The organism is Bradyrhizobium sp. WD16, assembly GCF_024181725.1.
Classification (GTDB): domain Bacteria; phylum Pseudomonadota; class Alphaproteobacteria; order Rhizobiales; family Xanthobacteraceae; genus Bradyrhizobium_A.
The window spans coordinates 5,533,923-5,552,056 of record NZ_CP028908.1 but is presented as its reverse complement, the minus strand read 5'-3'; the positions used below and the strand labels follow the sequence as shown (position 1 = coordinate 5,552,056).

The 18,134-nt window shown below is 65.4% G+C and carries 18 protein-coding genes; 2 read left to right on the top strand and 16 right to left on the bottom strand.

What is annotated here, in order from left to right; genetic code table 11:
* Positions 1-192: 192 nt before the first annotated feature.
* From DB459_RS25635 to DB459_RS25615, 5 genes are all read right to left on the bottom strand, one after another.
* A complete protein-coding gene (locus tag DB459_RS25635; protein ID WP_253709660.1) occupies positions 193-1,452 on the bottom strand; it encodes a DUF763 domain-containing protein in 1,260 nt (419 codons plus the stop codon).
* A gap of 430 nt (positions 1,453-1,882) precedes the next feature.
* Complete coding sequence (locus tag DB459_RS25630) at positions 1,883-2,113, bottom strand: hypothetical protein (RefSeq protein ID WP_253709657.1); 231 nt, start codon at positions 2,111-2,113, stop codon at positions 1,883-1,885.
* A gap of 156 nt (positions 2,114-2,269) precedes the next feature.
* Positions 2,270-2,512 carry a hypothetical protein gene (locus tag DB459_RS25625; RefSeq protein WP_253709655.1) on the bottom strand — a complete coding sequence of 81 codons (243 nt, stop codon included), beginning with the start codon at positions 2,510-2,512 and terminating at the stop codon, positions 2,270-2,272.
* 131 nt (positions 2,513-2,643) lie between these two features.
* Positions 2,644-2,883 (bottom strand): hypothetical protein, encoded by a 240-nt coding sequence (locus DB459_RS25620; RefSeq protein WP_253709652.1) that lies wholly within the window; start codon positions 2,881-2,883, stop codon positions 2,644-2,646.
* A gap of 135 nt (positions 2,884-3,018) precedes the next feature.
* Positions 3,019-5,076, bottom strand: a complete 2,058-nt coding sequence (locus tag DB459_RS25615) for an ATP-dependent helicase (RefSeq protein WP_253709650.1) — start codon at positions 5,074-5,076, stop codon at positions 3,019-3,021.
* A gap of 185 nt (positions 5,077-5,261) precedes the next feature.
* On the opposite strand from DB459_RS25615, the gene polX reads away from it, so the two are divergent.
* Positions 5,262-6,977 carry a DNA polymerase/3'-5' exonuclease PolX gene (polX, locus tag DB459_RS25610; RefSeq protein ID WP_253709648.1) on the top strand — a complete coding sequence of 572 codons (1,716 nt, stop codon included), beginning with the start codon at positions 5,262-5,264 and terminating at the stop codon, positions 6,975-6,977.
* Positions 6,978-7,066: 89 nt separating this feature from the next.
* Here the strand turns inward: polX and DB459_RS25605 are convergent, their stop codons facing one another.
* The 11 genes from DB459_RS25605 to DB459_RS25555 form a co-directional block, all read right to left on the bottom strand.
* Positions 7,067-7,486, bottom strand: a complete 420-nt coding sequence (locus DB459_RS25605; RefSeq protein ID WP_253709646.1) for a CBS domain-containing protein — start codon at positions 7,484-7,486, stop codon at positions 7,067-7,069.
* 112 nt (positions 7,487-7,598) lie between these two features.
* Complete coding sequence (locus DB459_RS25600; RefSeq protein WP_253709644.1) at positions 7,599-8,060, bottom strand: YbhB/YbcL family Raf kinase inhibitor-like protein; 462 nt, start codon at positions 8,058-8,060, stop codon at positions 7,599-7,601.
* A 126-nt stretch (positions 8,061-8,186) separates the two neighbouring features.
* On the bottom strand, positions 8,187-8,816 hold the full coding sequence (locus DB459_RS25595; RefSeq protein WP_253709643.1) for a TIGR00725 family protein: 630 nt from the start codon (positions 8,814-8,816) through the stop codon (positions 8,187-8,189).
* Positions 8,817-8,818: 2 nt separating this feature from the next.
* Positions 8,819-9,631, bottom strand: coding sequence for an ABC transporter permease (locus DB459_RS25590; RefSeq protein WP_253709641.1), 813 nt, complete (start codon positions 9,629-9,631; stop codon positions 8,819-8,821).
* 25 nt (positions 9,632-9,656) lie between these two features.
* Positions 9,657-10,733 (bottom strand): extracellular solute-binding protein, encoded by a 1,077-nt coding sequence (locus DB459_RS25585; protein ID WP_253709638.1) that lies wholly within the window; start codon positions 10,731-10,733, stop codon positions 9,657-9,659.
* A gap of 23 nt (positions 10,734-10,756) precedes the next feature.
* Positions 10,757-11,821, bottom strand: coding sequence for an ABC transporter ATP-binding protein (locus tag DB459_RS25580; protein WP_253709635.1), 1,065 nt, complete (start codon positions 11,819-11,821; stop codon positions 10,757-10,759).
* On the bottom strand, positions 11,818-12,603 hold the full coding sequence (locus DB459_RS25575; protein ID WP_253709632.1) for an ABC transporter permease: 786 nt from the start codon (positions 12,601-12,603) through the stop codon (positions 11,818-11,820). The genes DB459_RS25580 and DB459_RS25575 overlap by 4 nt, the downstream gene beginning before the upstream one ends.
* A gap of 222 nt (positions 12,604-12,825) precedes the next feature.
* On the bottom strand, positions 12,826-13,050 hold the full coding sequence (locus tag DB459_RS25570) for a ChaB family protein (protein ID WP_253709629.1): 225 nt from the start codon (positions 13,048-13,050) through the stop codon (positions 12,826-12,828).
* Positions 13,051-13,100: 50 nt separating this feature from the next.
* Positions 13,101-13,511, bottom strand: coding sequence for a DUF3775 domain-containing protein (locus DB459_RS25565; RefSeq protein ID WP_253709626.1), 411 nt, complete (start codon positions 13,509-13,511; stop codon positions 13,101-13,103).
* 85 nt (positions 13,512-13,596) lie between these two features.
* Positions 13,597-14,139 carry an Hsp20/alpha crystallin family protein gene (locus tag DB459_RS25560; protein WP_253709623.1) on the bottom strand — a complete coding sequence of 181 codons (543 nt, stop codon included), beginning with the start codon at positions 14,137-14,139 and terminating at the stop codon, positions 13,597-13,599.
* Between the two features lie 148 nt (positions 14,140-14,287).
* Positions 14,288-17,035: a UPF0182 family protein gene (locus DB459_RS25555; RefSeq protein WP_253709620.1), complete on the bottom strand. Its 2,748-nt coding sequence runs from the start codon at positions 17,033-17,035 to the stop codon at positions 14,288-14,290.
* Positions 17,036-17,226: 191 nt separating this feature from the next.
* Between DB459_RS25555 and DB459_RS25550 the strand changes: the two genes are divergently transcribed.
* Positions 17,227-18,123, top strand: a complete 897-nt coding sequence (locus tag DB459_RS25550; protein WP_253709617.1) for an arginase — start codon at positions 17,227-17,229, stop codon at positions 18,121-18,123.
* Positions 18,124-18,134: the final 11 nt, after the last annotated feature.

Here is an 18,134-nt window from a genome sequence, read left to right as displayed (position 1 = left end):
ACGACGATTCGCCCGTCGTATGCAGGGTCGAGCAGCAGCTGAGCTGCAGCCGGCCATCGCGGGCGAATCGAACGAGGTGATCATGCCAAAACTGGGCGGCGCGCGCCTGTCTGGACAGGCCATGAAATGCATGTCAGCGGCCCCGATTCGATGCCCGCTTCGCGGCGCGCCAGCGACCATGAGCGGTCGTTGTCAGCGCCGTCGGTCCGCACCGGTTGCCGCAGCCGCATTCTCTGCTTCCCAGCCGAAGACGCTGCGTCCGCCGCGGGCGGGAGAGGCCGCGCGTTCCGCGGCGACGAAGGCGTCAAACGAGGGGCCCTCGGCCTCTGCTTCCAGACGACGCGCCTGGTCGTCGAGTCGCTTGAGCGCCTGCATCTCCTCGTCGCGGCCGAGCCGCGCCTTGCACAGCGCCGATTTGATGACGCGGATGGTTTCGTCATAGACCGCGAGCGGCACCGGATAGGGGTGACGGTCCTTGCCGCCGTGGGCGAGCGAGAAGCGCGCCGGATCGCGAAACCGATATGGCGCGCCATGCACCACCTCGGCGACCATGGCGAGCGACTGCACAGTGCGGGCGCCGACGCCGGGCGTGAGCAGGAGATCGGGGAAGTCCCGCGGTCCGGCTTCCGCGGCGGCTGCAAGCGTGCCGTGCAGCCGTCGGGTGAAGACGTCGCTGGCCCGGACGTCGTGATGGGCCGGCATCACCAGATGAGGCAGGAGCGGCTGTTCCGGCCCTCCGTTGTCGTCGCCGAGCGCGGCGAATTCCCGGACGATGGCGTCGGGGCCGAGCATCGTCAGAAGCTCGAGCTGGGCGCTGCGCGAGGGCGCGGCGCGCTGATCGGTGAGATTGATGATGTCGCCCCGGGGCTTGCCGTCGATGGCGCTGTGGGGCGCCTCGACGAAACTGGTCAGTCCGAGCGAGTGCCAATGGTAGCGCCGCGCCTGACGGCTGGCCTCGTTCATGCCCTGTTGCACCACGGTCCAAGTGCCGTTCGCCGTAACGAAGAAACCATGAAGGTAGAGATCGAAGCCGTCCTGTACAGCGGCGCTGTCGACCTTGGCGACCAGGCGGCTGGTCCGCGTCAGCGCCGCGCCATCGACCCCGAGCCGGTCGCCGAGAACTGCGAGCTCGTCGGGGGTCTTGCGCGAATGGCGGCCACGACCGCCGCAGACATAGATCCCGAGTTCATCTTCGCGGGACTTCAGTCCGCGCTTGAGCGCGCCGATGACGCTGGTCGTGATGCCGGACGAGTGCCAGTCCATCCCCATGACGGCGCCGAAGGACTGGAACCAGAAGGGATGGGACAGACGCTGGAGGAAGGCGTCGCGCCCGTAATGATGCACGATCGCTTCGGTGATGATGGCTCCGAGCGTCGCCATGCGCCCGGCGAGCCAGGCGGGTACGCGTCCGCCATGAAGCGGAAGGTCGGCGCTGCCGGTCCGTCGGGCCATCGAGGTCTCGCATTGTCAGTTGTCTTGCAAGTCTTGTCTTGCAAGTCAGTCGTCTTGCAGGTCAGTCGTCTTGCATGTCTGCGGCCGTGGACGACACCGCGCCGGCCCCCCGCCGTTGACTGCCATTGGCGTCGCGTTCAGCGGTCCCGTTCTCAGCTGGGTCCACCCGCCAGGCGGTTGCGAGACGCCGCACAAGCCGACTCAGCAGCTTTAGGCCTCCATATTCTCCGCCGGCGCCGCCGGCGGCGTCAATGCGTGTTCGACTTGTGCCAGGTCTCAAGGTCGATGTCGTGGGATTCCGGCCATGATGGATTCTGTGACGTCTGGCCGGGCCGCTTCTGTGCGCCTCCTGGGACCGCGTCGGCCGAAGAGCGTCATCGCAGCCTGAAGGTTGGTCTGGCGGGTCGAAAACCGCTCGACACCGGCACCGCTAGATTTTGCGTGCGGCATCCACCATCTGCGCCTGCAACTCGCGGAACGCCATCCCGCGCTTCTTCGGCTGCAGCTCGATGCCGCGGCGGCGCGCTTCCCGTTCGATGCCCTGGACCGAGCGCTTCAGCCGTACCGCGATCACCATTTTCGACTTGCCGCTCGCTGCCATGCTGCGCAGCGTTTCGGTGTCCTCGGGAGTCCAGACTCCGGTATTGAGGCCATTGCTCATGATTTCGCTTTGCTGCTTCGTGTCTTCTCACATTCGCCGGCGCCCCTGTACAAATGGAGGCCGCGCGCTCCACGCGGCCTGAAAAAAAACTTTGCCGCAGGTCAGAAAACGTTCTCATTGCCTGAGCGTTCCTGAAACCACCGGTGGAACAAAGCGCTATCGGTGGCTGTCGTCGCGCAGCCGGGGCGGTTCGTCATAGCCGTAGCGGCTGCTGTAGAACACCAGAGCCATCAGTGCGAAGCCGACCATGATCGAGAAGCCCGCACCGAGCGCGAGCGCGGTATAGCCTTCGGCGGGCAGTGGCGCGCCAATGCTTGCCAGACCGACATAGGCGTAGCTGCCGGCTGCAATCAGGATCAAGAACAGGGCAATGAAGGCGGTAACGGTGGTGGGGCGCAAGCGCGGGTCTCGCAAGGAATGGTGCAAGGCCAAAGCGCCAGTCGCGCCGCTGTTCCGCGCGCCAATGTGTTCGTGATCGGAAATGTGCTCGTGATCGAAATGCAGTGAGGAGGCCGGGAAACCGGAGGCGGTCAGGTCAGGCCCTTGGGAACGATCAGATCTTCCATCGACGTTGATCGGTCGGGCACTGCGTCGGCAGCGCACGGCCGGATGCTGAAACCCGGCGCGAGTACGCGCTCGACCTGGGCATCGTCCTCCTGGATCGGTACCTCGGTGAGGGCATCAAGGCGCTCGGCATAGACCCATACGTCCGATTCAGTATCAACAGCCGGGCTGATCTGACGGCCACCGGCGAAAAGAGCGAAGGACATGACGGCTCCTGCTTGATCGATCTTCGTTGGCGGCAATGCTGCGACGCGTTCGAGCCGCCGACATTGATAAAGAACAAAGCGGAGGAACCAAAGTGCATATGCGGACAGAGTTCCCGTACTGGATCGGCGGCGGATTCAGCGCCACATGCCCCGCATCCGCGCGCCGAGGTCTACCCGCACGCCCTCGACCGGGCGGCGCAAGCTGGCGGCCGCCGCTTGCGGCCAGTTCGTGCGCTCGAACAGCGACAGCAGGGCGTCAGGGATGAAGCGGGTCCGCGCGGCATAGACATGACGATCGCCGCCCGCTGCCTGGCCGTGAGTGAAGAAGCGCTGCGGCAGCATCAGATGCAGCTCGTCCTTGGCGCGAGTCATCGCCACGTAGAGCAGGCGACGTTCCTCCTCGAGTTCGGCGGTGGTGCCAGTGGCGAGGTCTGAGGGCATGCAGCCATCGACGACGTTGAGCACGTAGACTGATTTCCATTCCTGTCCCTTGGCGGAGTGGATCGTGGAGAGGATCAGGTAATCCTCGTCGCGCATCGGCACGCCCGCCTGGTCGCTGGTCGCGTCGGGCGGATCGAGCGTCAGGTCGGTGAGAAATCGCTGGCGCGAGGGATAGCCGCTGGCGATCTGCTCGAGCTGGAGGAGATCGGCCCGGCGCATAGCGGCATCCTCGTGGATGCGCTCCAGATGCGGCTCGTACCAGCGTCGCGCCAGTTCGAGCTCCGTCGGCCAGCCGGCGCCGGCGGCAAGCGCGGATATCGTGGCGACAAACGCGCGCCAGTCGTCGCCGGCGCGGGGAGGCGGCAACGATTGACCGAGCGCCGCGAGCGGATCAGCCGACGCGCTCATGGTATCGAGCGCGCGTTGCGCGGTCGCCGGGCCGACGCCGGGGATCAGGTGCATCAGCCGGAAGCCTGCAACGCGATCGCGCGGATTTTCCGCGAAGCGCAGCAGCGCCAGCAGATCCTTGACGTGGGCCGCGTCGAGAAATTTCAGTCCACCGAACTTGACGAAGGGGACGTTGCGGCGGGTGAGCTCGACCTCCAGCGGTCCGCTGTGATGGGAGGTTCGAAACAGCACCGCCTGCTGCTTGAGAGTAGCGCCGCGCTCGCGCGCTTCCAGCACCTGCTCGACGATGTAGCGGGCCTGGTCGGTCTCGTCCCGCACCGCGACCAGCGCCGGCCGCTGTGCCGAGGCGCGATCGGTCCATAGATTCTTGGTGAAGCGCTCGCGTGCCAGCGCGATGACGCCGTTGGCTGCGGCGAGGATCGGCTCGGTTGAGCGGTAATTGCGGTCGAGCGTGACGAGGTCGGCCGGCGGGGCGAAGCGCTTGGGAAAGTCCAGGATGTTGCGCACCGTCGCCGCGCGAAAGGAATAGATCGACTGGGCATCGTCGCCCACCACGGTGAGGCCGCGGCCGTCTGGCTTCAGCGCCGTGAGGATCGAGGCCTGGAGGCGGTTGGTGTCCTGATATTCATCGACCAGCACATGATCGAACCGCGCGCCGAGATCGGCGGCGATCTGCGGCTCGGTCGCCATCTGCGCCCAGTAGAGCAGCAGATCGTCGTAATCGAGCACGTTCTGGCGTTGCTTGGCTTCGACATAGGCGGCGAACAGATCCTTCAGTTCGGCCGCCCAGCCGGCGCACCAAGGATAGGCGCTCCCCAGGACCTGTTCGAGTGGCGCCTCGGAATTGACGCAGCGCGAATAGATCGCAAGGCAGGTGCCCTTGGCTGGAAAACGGCTCTCGGTCTTCGACAGGCCGAGGTTGTGCCGCACCAGGTTCATGAGGTCGGCGGAATCCTCGCGGTCGTGGATGGTGAAGGCGGGATCGAGCCCGATCACCTCGGTATAGTCGCGCAGCAGCCGCGCGCCGATGCCGTGGAATGTGCCCGCCCAGGTCAGCGCCTCGGTCATGGCCGCGGCCTTGCCGCCGAGCATCTCGCCGGCGATGCGGCCGACGCGGGCCGTCATCTCGGCGGCGGCGCGTCGCGAGAAGGTCATCAGCAGGATGCGGCGCGGATCGGCTCCCTTGAGGATCAGATAGGCGACGCGGTGGGCGAGGGTGTTGGTCTTGCCCGAGCCGGCGCCGGCGATCACCAGGAGCGGCGGCCCCGGCTCGCCCGACGGGCCGACGCCATGCTCCACGGCCCGCCGTTGCGCGGGGTTGAGACGATCGAGGATTGCGGCCACGGCGGATTCCTAGGGGGAGGGATGGCTGATGAGAATCGGTGATTCGCCAGGGCCGGGCAATCGCGCCGGCTGGCTGGCCGGTGACCGCAACTCCCGGGTTCCATCGCTCGGCCGGGGTCTCTGATCTGGGTCAAGAGCCACCTGCCGCGCCGTTTTTAATGTCGAGTGCAAATGGAGCGCGAGCCATGCCGGTCCAGAATGCCGAGGTCGCGGCCATGTTCGACCAGGCTGCGGAACTCCTCGAAATCAAGGGCGACAATCCGTTCCGCAGTCGCGCCTATCGGCGCGCGGCGCGGGTCGTCGAGCGCCTGCCGAAAAGCCTCGCCAACCTGATCAAGGCGGGGGAGGACCTCTCCGAATTGCCCGGTATCGGCAAGGATCTCGCCGCCAAGATCGCCGCCATCGTTAAGACCAGCAGATTCGACCTGCTCGATCGCCTCAAGCGCGAGTTGCCCGGCGACCTCGGTGAGATCGCCGCTCTGCCGGGGCTTGGCCCCAAGCGCGTCAAGCTGCTCTATGACAAGCTGCACGTGCGCTCGCTCGCCGATCTGCGGCGCGTGATCAAGGCCGGACGGCTGCGCGATCTGCGCGGGTTCGGCGCCAAGAGCCAAGAGAAGCTCGCAGCCGCGCTCGCCAAGCCCAAGGCCGAGAAGCGCTTCAAGTTACCGGTCGCCGAGGCGGAGGCCACGGCACTGGTCGACCACCTGCGCAGTGCCGCGCTGAATGAACAGGTGATGGTGGCGGGAAGCTATCGCCGCCGGCGCGATACCGTCGGCGACCTCGATCTGTTGATGGTGGCGGGGGGCGGCGCCGCGGCCGGCACAAAGCTGACGAGGTACGATAACGTGGCCGATGTGCTGGCGCAGGGCGAGACGCGCACCACGGTGGTGCTGCGGTCCGGGCTTCAGGTCGATCTGCGCGTCGTGCCGCAGGAGAGTTATGGCGCGGCGCTGATGTATTTCACCGGTTCGAAGGCCCACAACATCGCGCTACGCGCGCTCGCCGGCGAGCGCGGCTGGAAGCTGAACGAATATGGCTTGTTCGACGGCAGCCGGCGGATCGCCGGCGCCAACGAGGAGGAGGTCTATAAGAAGCTCGGCCTCGCCTTCGTGCCGCCGGAAATGCGCGAGGACCGCGGCGAGATCGCGCTCGCCAAGGCCAAGCGGCTACCGAAGCTGATCTCGCGCGACGATCTGCGTGGTGATCTGCACGTGCATTCGAACTGGAGCGACGGCACCGCTCCCATCGCGGAGATGGCAAAGGCGGCCAAGGCGCGCGGATACAGCTACATCGCCGTCACCGACCACAGCCGCCATGTCACCATCGCCCATGGTCTCGATCCGGCGCGGCTGTCGCGCCAGATCGACGAAATCGATCGCCTCAATGCCAAACTCGTCGGCTTGACGGTGCTCAAGGGCGCGGAAGTCGACATCCTGGCGGATGGCAGCCTTGACCTGCCGGACAAGGTGCTGGCGCGCCTCGATCTCGTCGTCGCAGCAGTCCACTACAAATTCGATCTGTCGCGCAAGGCGCAGACCGAGCGCATCATTCGCGCCCTCGACAATCCCTACGTCTCGATTCTCGCTCACCCTACCGGGCGGCTGATCGGCGAGCGCGAGCCCTTTGCGATCGACCTCGAGGCGCTATGCGCGGCGGCCCATGATCGCGGCTGCGTGCTGGAACTCAATGCTGATCCGGACCGGCTCGACCTCACCGACATTCAGGTGCAGGTGGCGAAGGCCGCCGGGGTCCGCATCGCGATCTCGACCGACGCCCATTCGGTCGCAGGCTTCGGAAACATCCGCTTCGGCATCGACCAGGCGCGCCGCGGCTGGCTGACGGCGGCGGACGTCGTCAACACCCGGCCGCTCGCGGAATTGCGGAAGCTGCTCGCGCGCTGACCGCGATCGCCCCGAGCGGAAGTTTGCGCACGCAGACCGCGCCGCTCCCGGTCACGGCGCCTGGAGCAGGCGCGATTCCGCGTCGCGATTTATGAGCGATGATGTCCCGAGACTGCGCGCAGCACCTCGCCGGACAGGTCGTCGGCGGCCTTGTGCGAAATGTCGCCGAGCGACAGCATGCCGACGAGGCCGTGGCTGTCGGTGACCGGCAACCGGCGCACCTTCTTCTGCTCCATCGCTTGAAGCGCGGTGTCGATTGCGTCGTCCGCTGAACAGCAGACGACGTGTCTCGACATGATGTCGGCGGCGGTCAATCGGCTGATGTCGCTGCCGTCGGCGACCGCACGGCACGTGATGTCGCGATCGGTGACCATGCCGACGATCTGGCCGTTGCTTCGAACCGGGATCGCCCCGATATCGTTGTCCCGCATCTGCTTGGCAACCTCGCGCACCGGCGTGGCGGGCTCGACGCAGTGTGCTCCCTTGTGCATCGCTTCTCGGACTTTCATAATCCTCTCCTTTTCACAGTGGGATTATCTCAGCGGCGACGCCACGGCCGGGAGTCGCCGGCGCCTTGAATATAGGTTGCGTATGTATTGTCGAAAGACCGCAGGACGTACCTTAATGCCGCTCGTACAATCCCGTCAGCACCGCCTCCGCCATGACATGCTTGCGTGCCTCGCGCTCCACCGTGACGAAGGATGATCGCTTGGCGATCGACAGGTGCGCGACGTCGAGCGCGAGCAGGCGGAAACGATAATGATGCGGGCCATGACGTGGTGGCGGACACGGACCGCCGTAGCCGTCGCGGCCGAAATCATTGACGGCCTCGCTCAGCCCGTCTTTGCCGCCTGCGCCGCCGGCGCCCTCGGGCAGGCCGCGGCGATCTGCCGGAATGTCGTAGGCGGCCCAATGGTGCCAGGTTCCGGCTGGCGCGTCGGGGTCATCGCAGAGCACGGCGAAGCTGAGGGTCCGGGGCGGCGGATCGTCCCACTGCAGGGGCGGGGACAGGTCGTTGCCGTCGCAGGTGAATCGCCGAGGAATTGCTGCGCCGTCGGCGAATGCGCTGGATCTGAGCCGCATGGCTGCACCGTCAATCGTTTTGGGCGCAGGCTAGACCGAAGGAGCGGTTCATGCTTGCGCCAAATCAATGACAAGTGGTGGAAGGTGGTTCCGCGCGAACCGGTATCCACTTCGCGGGAAAACGCTCTATGGCAGCGGGCAGGCCAGTGCCAGTCGTGCTACCCGCTCGACTGCGTCGCGGGCACTGGCCACGTGATGGACGCCGTCGACCTCGGCTGCGCCGGCCAGCCCGATCACCGACCGACCGAACTGCAGTCCTAGCGCGACCTCCGACAGGGTGCCGTAGCTGTTGCCGATGACGACGAGGCAGAAGGCGGATCGCGCCACCAGCGCATTGCGGGCCTCGCCGATGCCGGTGGCGATCGGAACGGTGACATAGGGATTGGCTTCGCTGGGGTCGGTTTCCGGCAGCAGACCGATGCTGATACCGCCGGCGCCGGCGACGCCCCGGCACACCGCCTCCATGATGCCCTGCCGTCCGCCGCAGACGACGGCGAAGCCGATCGAGCCGAGGGCCTCGCCGATCTCTTCGGCCATCGCCAGCCGGTCAGGCCCCGCGTCGCGTGGACCGATGACCCCGATCGGCTGCCGCAGCCGGTGTCCAGAGCGTCGCTGCAGCCAGGTCGCCGCCGCGATCGCCGACACCTCCAGCCCTGCCGCAGCCGAGGCCGGTGTCCAGCAACGCCGTGCCGGATCGAAGCATTCGCCGCCGCCGTTCCGGAACAGTCGCCCCGTCGCCTCATCGAGTGTGAACATCTTCAGCCCTCATGTCGCGCGGCGACGGATTCGCCGACCGCAATCACCGTCGTGCAGGCCGCCATCAGCAGCAGCGAGAGGGCGGCGGCCGCGGGAAAATCCGCGCCGGATTCGGAGACCATGCTGTAGAGCTGGAGCGGCAGGATGTTGACCTGGGTGCCCACCAGCGCCAGCGCCGTGCCATAGGCGCCGATCACCACCGCCGCGATCAGGCAGAAGGCGGTAAAGGCGGTGGGCAGGATCTGCGGAATGAGAATGTCGACGATGGCGCGGCCGCGGCTGGCGCCGAGGGATTCGGCCGCAGTCATCTGCGCAGCGTCGAAATTGATCAGAATCGGCAGCAGCAGCATCACGACCCGCGGGATCAGGTAATAGGACGAGGCGAAGGCGAGTCCCTCCGGCGAATAGAGCAGGCGGGAGAAATCGACCGGATCGATGCCGAGGAAGGCGACGATCTGGGTGATGAAGCCGGCGCGGCCATAGGAGAGGATGAAGCCATAGGCGACGATCAGCCCGGAGAAGGTCAAGGGCAGCGCGATGAAGAATACCAGCACGGTGCGCAGACCCTCGCGCAGCCGCGACAGGTGCAGCGCCACAGCGAAGCCGATGGCCAGCGAGAAGACCGAGGCGGTGAGGGCCAGGATCAGCGTGCCGCGCAGTCCGGCCCAGAACAACTCGTTCTGGAACACCCGCAGGAAGGCGCTGCCTCCGCCGGTGAAGGCATCGGCCGACACCGCGGCGAGCGGAACGATGAAAAAGAAGATCAGCACGGCCGCGCCCGGGGCCGCCATCATCAGGAAAGATCCCGGGCGCATGTCCGTGCTCCCTTGCGTTCGCGTGTCAGTGCTGAATCGCCGCCTTGGCCCAGCCGGCATCGATCTCGGCCTTTTTGGCCGCGGCCTTCTGGACGTCGAGCGGATGGACCTGCGGCGCGGGCGGCAGCTTGGCAGCCACATCGGCCGACAGCTGCACACCGGGCACCGCCGGACGGACGAAGCCCTGGGCGAAGATGCCCTGGCCGAGATCGGTCATGATGAAGTTCAGCCACAGCTTGCCCGCGTTCGGGTTGGGACCGTTCTTGACGAGGCTGATGCCGTAGGGCGCGGCGGCCGAACCTTCCTTGGGGATCACCACCGCCACCTGATCGCCGAGCCCGTCGGTGTATTTGGCCTTGAGCCCGTCATTCTCGTAGGAGATCCACACCGGGATTTCGCCCTTGACGAATTGCGCGTAGGGCGTCGTGCCGACGACGCGCAGCACGTTGCCGGCCTGGTGCAGCTTGCCGAGATAATCGATGCCCGGCTGGACATTGTCGACGCTACCGCCATGGGCATAGGCCGCGGCGAAGGTCAGCACCTGGCCGACGCCGGTGGAGCGGGGATCGAGATAGACCACCGAATTCTTGTACTCCGGCTTGAGCAGATCAGCCCATGACTGGGGCACGTTTTTCACCAGCCTGGTGTTGACGACGAACGCGATCGTCAGGGAGTGGATGGTGAACCACTTGCCTTCGGGATGACGGAAGACCTCCGGCAGCTTGTCGAAATTCACCGGCTTGAACGGCGCGATCACATCCTTGGCGGCGGCGTCGACGCCTGAGGCTGCGAAGTAGTAGGCGGTATCGGCCTGCGGCCGATTGCGCGCCTTCTCCAGGGCCAGCACGGTGGCCGCCGAGCCGATATCGTTGTAGGTCAGCTCGATCGCCGGATAGCGCTTCTTGAACGCGGCGAACTCGGCCGCCCAGTTGGCCCAGGTCGGCCCGGTGTCGAAGGAGACCGCCATGCCTTCCTTGGTGGCCGCCTCGTAGAGTGCCTTTTCGCCGGGATAGAGCTCGGGTGAATCGAGTACGGTCTGCGCATGGGCCGTTATCGGACCCAAGCAGGTCAGGATCACGGCGGTTGTCTTCAGGACGCTCATCGTCGCCTCCGGTGGTTTGCGTGTCATGCTGGGCCGTCGGCATCCGGCAGGATCTGCACGGCGGCGGGCGGAATATGGATGGTGGAAATTTCGGTCATCTCGCCGGTCTCGCCGAGCAGCACCGTGTCGCCGGTGCGAAAGTCGAAGCGGCGAAAGCTGCCGAGAAAGCGGTCGCGCGTCACACTGCCGCGGAAGGTGTTGACCCCGTCCGGCGCGGTGCCGCTCCGTACCCGTTCCGGCCGCACCAGCACGGTGACATTGTCGCCGACCGGGCGGCCATGCGGCCCGCTCATCAGCGTGCCGAGCGGCGTCACGACGCTGTCGGTGCCGCTGACCTGCCCAGGCCACAGATTGGCATGGCCGACAAAGGCCGCGACCTCGCGACTGGCCGGATGGGCGTAGATCTCGTGGGGTTCGCCGACCTGGATGATGCGGCCGCCGCGCATGATCGCGACCCGGTCGGCCATGGACAGCGCCTCTTCCTGGTCGTGGGTGATGTGCATGGTGGCGATCTGGTGCAGGCGCTGCAGCCGGCGGATCTCGTCGCGCATTTCGACCCGCAGCGCCGCGTCCAGCGCCGAGAGCGGCTCGTCGAGCAGCAGGGCGCGCGGATCGAACACCAGGGCCCGCGCCAGCGCCACCCGCTGCTGTTGGCCGCCGGACAATTGCGCCGGAAACTGCTCGGCGCGTTCCGCGAGGCCCACCCGGTTGAGGATGTCGAGGGCGGCCTTGCGGCGCGCCTCGGCGGCCTGTCCACGCAGCTTCAGCGGATAGGCGACATTCTCCCAGGCCCGCATGTGCGGAAACAGCGTGTAGTTCTGAAAGACGATGCCGACGTCGCGCTCGCGCGGTGGGACGCGCGTCGCGTCCTTGCCGGCGATGAGAACCCGGCCGCGGGAGGGCTGGATGAATCCGGCGATGATCTTGAGCAGCGTGGACTTGCCGCAACCGCTCGAGCCGATCACGGCAAGGAGTTCGCCGCGCCGGATGGCGAGATTGATGTCGTGAACGCCGATCGTCGTGCCGGGATAGGTGTAGCTGACGCCTTCCAGCACGATGGTGTCCGCTGCCTGCTCGCGTGCGCTCATGCGGCGGCTCCGGGCAGGCCCTGGGTGCTGCGCGCCGTCAGCGCGCTCAAGCCCGATGCCGTGAGGGCGAGAACCAGCAGGACGACCGTGGCGGCGCAGGCGAAGCCGGTGGCGCCATAGAAGGCCTGCAGCAGGACCACGGGATAGGGCCGCGTCAGGAAGCCTGACACCAGGTTCGACAGCTGGAATTCGCCGATTGACAGCGCGGCGACGGTGATCAGGCCCGAGGCGAGGCTGTGGCGCAGCGCCGGCAGCACGACGTCCCTGAACCGCTGCGCAAAGCCGGCGCCGAGCGATTCCGCCGCGAGCTCCTGATCGGCCAGGCGAAGATGGCGCATGTCGCCGATCAGGGTATGCAGCAGATAGGGCAGGGTGATGACGAGATGGCCGCCGACCAGCACCCACAGGCTGCCCAGGAACGGCAACTCGTCCGAGGAGAAGACGAGAATGAAGCCGAATGCCAGCACCAGCGGCGGTACGGCGACCGGCAGCAGATAGACGATGCGCGCCGCGGCGCGGACCTTCTGCGAGGCCGCGCGATAGATGGCATAGGCCAGCGGCAGTCCGATCAGCGTGCCGAAGCCGCAGGTCAGCAGGCAGACTTCGAGGCTGGTCCAGAAGGCGCGCCGGAAGCTGCCGTCGGTCGCGACCTGCCGATACCAGTCGGCGGTGAAGCCGTTCGGCAGCAGGGTGTTGAACCAGTTCTCGCCAAAGGAGCCGATCAGCAGCAGCACGATCGGGGTGAACAGGTAGATCAGGTAGAGAGCAGTCACGAGCGCCATGACACCCGTCCCGGCCTCGACGATGTGATGCAGAAAGTCGACACGATACTCAGTGCGTTGAGAGATCAGATGGCGTGGAACAATGCCATATGTTGTTCCAAGTCAAGTCCGCATCAGCTCAACCCAGCTTCGCGCCGCAACCGTGCAAAACGCCGGTCTCGTCATCTGCCTGTCATCAGTGCACCGCAGAAGGACCGGTTGCGCCGCAATGCGGGCCGATACTCAGGTCCGGTCGACACGGTCGACCTCGACCCATTCATCGCCGATTTTGACGTAGGACCGTTTGACGGCTGCCCAGGCGATGCGATGGGCGATCTCCTCCCGGCGCAGATCGGAGGCGTGGGCAGCGAAGGCATGATTGAAGGCCGCACGATAGATATCCTGCGCGTGCGGCGGCAGGTGATGGCGCACGGACGGCGGAAGATCGGCGTTGTCGCGATAGGGCATACTGCTCTCCGCGACGTCGTCGCCGCAGCGGGCGCGCTCGATGCGCGTGGTCAGGTCTCGAAGTCTTCCTCGTCGAAGCCGCACGTCGCCATGGCGTCCTCGAGATGGCCGGCGAGCAGCGGCATGCCGAGCAGATAGGAAGCGGTGCGGTTGTTGTGTGCCCGGGCCGCCTCGCCGCGCAGTTCGTCCCAACTGTCGAGATCGCCGTCACCGCGCCCCATCCAGGCGAGGGCGACGAGATCGATCTGCTCGTCGACATTGAGGCCGCGGATGAAGCGGGACAGCTCGAGGCGCACCGGATCGTCGGCATGGTCCTCGAGTACGGCGCGCATGCCGTCGTCGCTGGCGTTCGATCCCGGGTCGGGATCGGTAACCACGTCCTTGGCGTCGAACTGGCGGGCCTTGGCAATGACGAAGAAGACCTTCTCCGGAGCAATGCTCAGTGGCGGTGGTGTCGGCATGGTGTCCTCGTCATCGGTTCTCTGGATGGCGATCCGGGCCGCTCGGGCGGCCCGGGACGCCGGAACGGCGTGAAGCGCCCGTGCCTCAGCCGGCTTTGACCGCGATCTTCTTCTCGGACTTGATCGCCTCGGGCTTCTTCGGCAGCTTCACCGTGAGCACGCCCTTGTTGAAGCTCGCCTCGATCTTGTCGGGATCGACGCTGTCGGGCAGCGCGAAGGAGCGCTGGAACGAGCCGAAGCGCCGCTCCTTGAGATAGTAGTCCTTCTTCCTCTCCTCCTTCTCTTCCTTTTTCTCGCCCTTGATGGTCAGGCCACCATTGGCGAGCGTCACCTCGATGTTCTTCTCGTCGAGGCCCGGAAGCTCGGCGGTGATCTCGTAGGCATTGTCCTTCTCGGCGACGTCGACGGCAGCGAAGGCTCCGCCACTGCGCTGCCACAGCGCGTCGAGATCGGGCAGGGCGTGCCGGAATGGGCCGCGCCAGAGACTGCCGCCGAAATCGTCGAACAGGCGATTGACTTCGTCGCGCAGGGTTTCGAACGGGCGCCATGCCTGCAGTGGCGCCTGCAGCGGAACGCGGGGCGGGGTTTTTTCATCGACCTTCAAGGGAATCTTGCCTGCTTCAGCCATATGGAACTCTCCTGCACTGTGACCTGAAGTTAAGGCTAATCGCGGCGAGGCCGCCGCCTTTGCGCTAGGTCAAACGGTGCGTCGTCCGTGGCGGTATCAAAATCGGGTCGGCGCACTTCCCGAAGGTGTCGGGCAACATTCAATGCTCTCAGTGGCCGGCCGATTGCCGGCTCATGTCCTCGAGCACGCCGCGCATGGTGTCGATCTGCGCGCCGAATCCGGCCCAGTCGCCGGACTTCAACAGCTCCATCGCCCGATTGTAGCGATCGAGCGCTTCTCGGGCGCGAGTTGCCGCGCCTCGAGCGCCGGCGCCTGGTGCCCCCGCTGCCGCGACCGGTCTCTCCGGCGCGGCGCCATCGGTAAAGAGCGCCGTCAACGCCTCGGCAAGCGTCTCCTTCATCACGACGTGCTCACCATAGGCGGCGATCACGCGTTTGAGCTCTGGCAGGTGTCCTTGTTCCGCGCGCAGATAGAGCGGCGAGACATAGAGAATGGAATTCTCGATCGGGATGACGAGCAGGTTTCCCCGGATGACGCGCGAGCCCATCTGGTTCCAGAGCGAGATCTGTTGAGAGATCTCGGTGTTCTGATGGATCCGCGCCTCGATCTGGAACGGTCCGTAGACGAGCTTCTCTTTGGGAAATTCGTAGACGATCAGCTTGCCGTAATCCGGTGAATCGCAACGGGCCGCGAGCCACGCGATCATGTTGTCGCGGCGGCTCGGCACCATGGGAATCATGATGAAGAACTCGGCCTGGGATTCCCCGGGCAGCCGCATGATGATGTAGTAGGGGGCCATCGGAGCGACCCCGCCGTCGGCGGTCGGCTGGCGCGGAAAATCCCAAAGGTCTTCGCGATTGTAGAAAACGTCGGCCGTTTTCATGTGGTAGGCTTGGTAAAGCCTCGCCTGAATCGTGAAGAGATCCTCGGGATAGCGGATGTGCTTTTGCAGATCAGGCGGCATGGCCGCGAACGGCTTGAACAGCCCGGGAAAAATGCGCTGATAGGTGGCGGCAATCGGATCGGCCGGGTCGATCAGATAGAAATCGACCGTGCCGTTATAGGCATCGACCACCGCCTTCACCGAATTGCGGATGTAGTTCATGTTGATGCCGGGAGCGGGACGCGAGTAGGGAAAGTATTCGCTCGTCGTATAGGCGTCCTGCATCCAGAACAGTCGGCCCTCGCTGATGACGAGATAGGGATCGTGATCGAGGGTGAGGAATGGAGCGATCGTCCGTATCCGTTCCTGGATGTTGCGACGGATCATGACGCGGCTGTCGTCGGTGACGTAGCTCGAGAGCAAGAGGTTTACGTCGCTGAAGTAATTGGCGAGAATGAAACGCCGCAGGATTCCCCGCAGCGGAATGCCGCCGGCGCCGCCGTAGCTGGAATAGACGTTGTCCGTCCCTTTCGGATAATCGAATTCCGGCGTGGTTCCATGGACAATGATGTAGCGGCTCTTCTCCTCGCCATAATAGATGCGGGGCTCGCGGATCTCGGGGCCGCCATGGGCTACGGGAGGGATGTCGCGCAAATAGAGCAATGGCAGCCCTTCCGCGCTCTTCCGTGTCACCGGGCTCATCACCGCGCCGTTGCCATGGGTAAACAGAAGGTGCAGGTTGACCCACGTCTGTGCTTCAGTTGCCAGCAGCGAGGCGTTGAGTTCGCGGGCGGAGAGCATCACGCTTTGATAGGCGCCGCCAAGCCAATAGCGATCCACATCAAGCTCGCGCAATTTATAGTAGGTGCGGATTTCCTGCAGTTGGGCGTAGGTATCCGCCAACGGCTGCCAGTCCCATAACCTGATGTTGTCGATGGTCGCCTTGTTGGCCTCCAGCGTCTCGAGGGTGAGATCCTGTTCGGCTGGAAACGGTTTGGCCACGATCCGGTCGAGATGGTAGGCCTGCCGGGTCAGCGTGATGCTGCGTTCGATATAGGGGCGCTCCAGCGCGAGTTCGTTCGGTTTGACGTAGAAGCGCTGAAACAGTGCAGGGACCACGCCGGAGAACAGAAAGACGCCGCCGAAGACGATTGCAATCGCCGCCGCAGGGAGGATGGACGTCCGCGCCCGCAGGTTCGCCCATGACGCGAATGCCGCGGCGGTCGAAAGGCCGATCAGAAGCCACAGCACCGGCAGCTCGACGTGGATGTCGGTGTAGCTTGCTCCGACCAGGATGCCATTGTCGCCATAGAGGAGAAGGTAGCGATCGAGGGCGTAGGACCACGCTTTGACGGCAAAGAACAAGCCGAGAAGCGCCGAGGCGTGCGCGATTGCTGTCGGCGAGATCGATCGGGACTGCGCCTGGTGTTCGATGTCGCCCTGCAGCCAGTAGACCGCTCCGGCGAACAGCGCGCTGGAGAGCAGCGTGAGCAGCAACCAGTTCTTGATGGCGATGTAGGCGGGCAGGGAGAAAAGATAGAGCCCGATGTCTTTGCCGAACAGTGGATCCTTTGCGCCATACGGCACCTGATAAAGGAACTGTAGAACAACGCTCCAGCGGCTGAGCTCCCCGGCGGCGATAAAAAGAGCGACCAGTCCGGCGCTGCCGGCGAGGACGATGGACCATGGCAGAAATTGGCCGATCGACTGGCGCATGAACTGGAGCGGATCGGGCGGCGTTCCGGTCGCCGCGAGGGTGTGGGCGAAGCCGGTGGGGAGGCTGCCTCGTCGCCGGGTCAGCTCAAGTGCGAGCCGTGCGTTCGCCCACAGGATGACGGCGGTGGCCAGGAAGACCCCAAGAAAAACGGCGGCTTTCGCGCCGATCATGGTCCAAAAGACCGGCAGGTAGCCGATCGCGGAGAACCACATCCAGTCGACCAGGAAATCGGTCGCGAGCCCGAGCAGGATCAACAGGATGCCGACGGCGATGGCAGCCATGACGAGGCCGGCCATGGTCTGTCGCCTTGGCGGCTTTCGTTCGGGCCCGGTAATCCCGATCGTCATGGTGACACTATAGCAGAAGTGCGAACTGTCTTGGTGCCGGCCGCAGAGCGTCGTCCCTGTTTTTTTGCGCCGGACTACCTACATCGATCACCAGAGCCGAGGCGTGGATCTGGTTGAACGCCTGGATCGGGAGGTGCGTCATGAGCGGTGATCTCGCGACGCTGGCCCGTCTTCGCGCCGTCACGTCGGTCGAAGTGGCGTGCGGGGCCGGGGCGGGAGATGGTCGCTGCAGAGAGGGCCCGGTCGCTTTTCGCAAGAGCAGCGCGTCTGTGCTGCGGTCGAGGGGGATCGCGCTCGACTGGCGGCGGATGCCGGCCGACCTTTGCGCACTCGATGCCGATCCGCTCCAGGTGGTTTCCCGGACCGCTCGTTGGACAGCGGGCGTCACGCGGCGGTTGACGGCCAGCGGCGATCGGTTCGTGGTGGTCGGCGGCGACCATTCCTGCGCGATCGGGACGTGGAGCGGTGTGTCCGATGCACTGCGGAATCGGGGAGCGCTCGGCCTCGTCTGGATCGATGCCCATATGGATATGCATGTGCCGGAAACGACACATAGCGGCGCCATTCATGGCATGCCTGTGGCGTGCCTGCTCGGCCACGGCGAGCCTCTATTGACCTCGATCGCTGAAGGAGGTCCGGCACTTGATCCGCGCCACGTTTGTCTCATTGGTGCCCGCAGCTTCGAGGTGGAGGAAGTCGCATTCGCCGAGCGTCTGGGGGTGAGGGTGATCGGCATGGAGGAGGTGCACAGGCGCGGCGTCGAGGCGGTCCTGGCCGAAGCTCACGCCGTCGTCACGCGTGGAACGGTTGGTTTCGGCGTCTCGCTCGATCTCGACGTCTTCGATCCTTCGGAAGCTCCAGGTGTGGGCACGCCCGCACCGGACGGCGTTCGGGCAGCGGCGTTTCTCCCATCCTGGAGCGAAATGACGAGGGACAGCAGGTGCGTAGGCCTCGAGATCGTCGAATACAACCCGGCGCGTGACAAGTTCAGACGCACCGAGCAACTGATGTTCGATCTGATTGCCGGCGCGGTTTGAAGGAGCGTTGT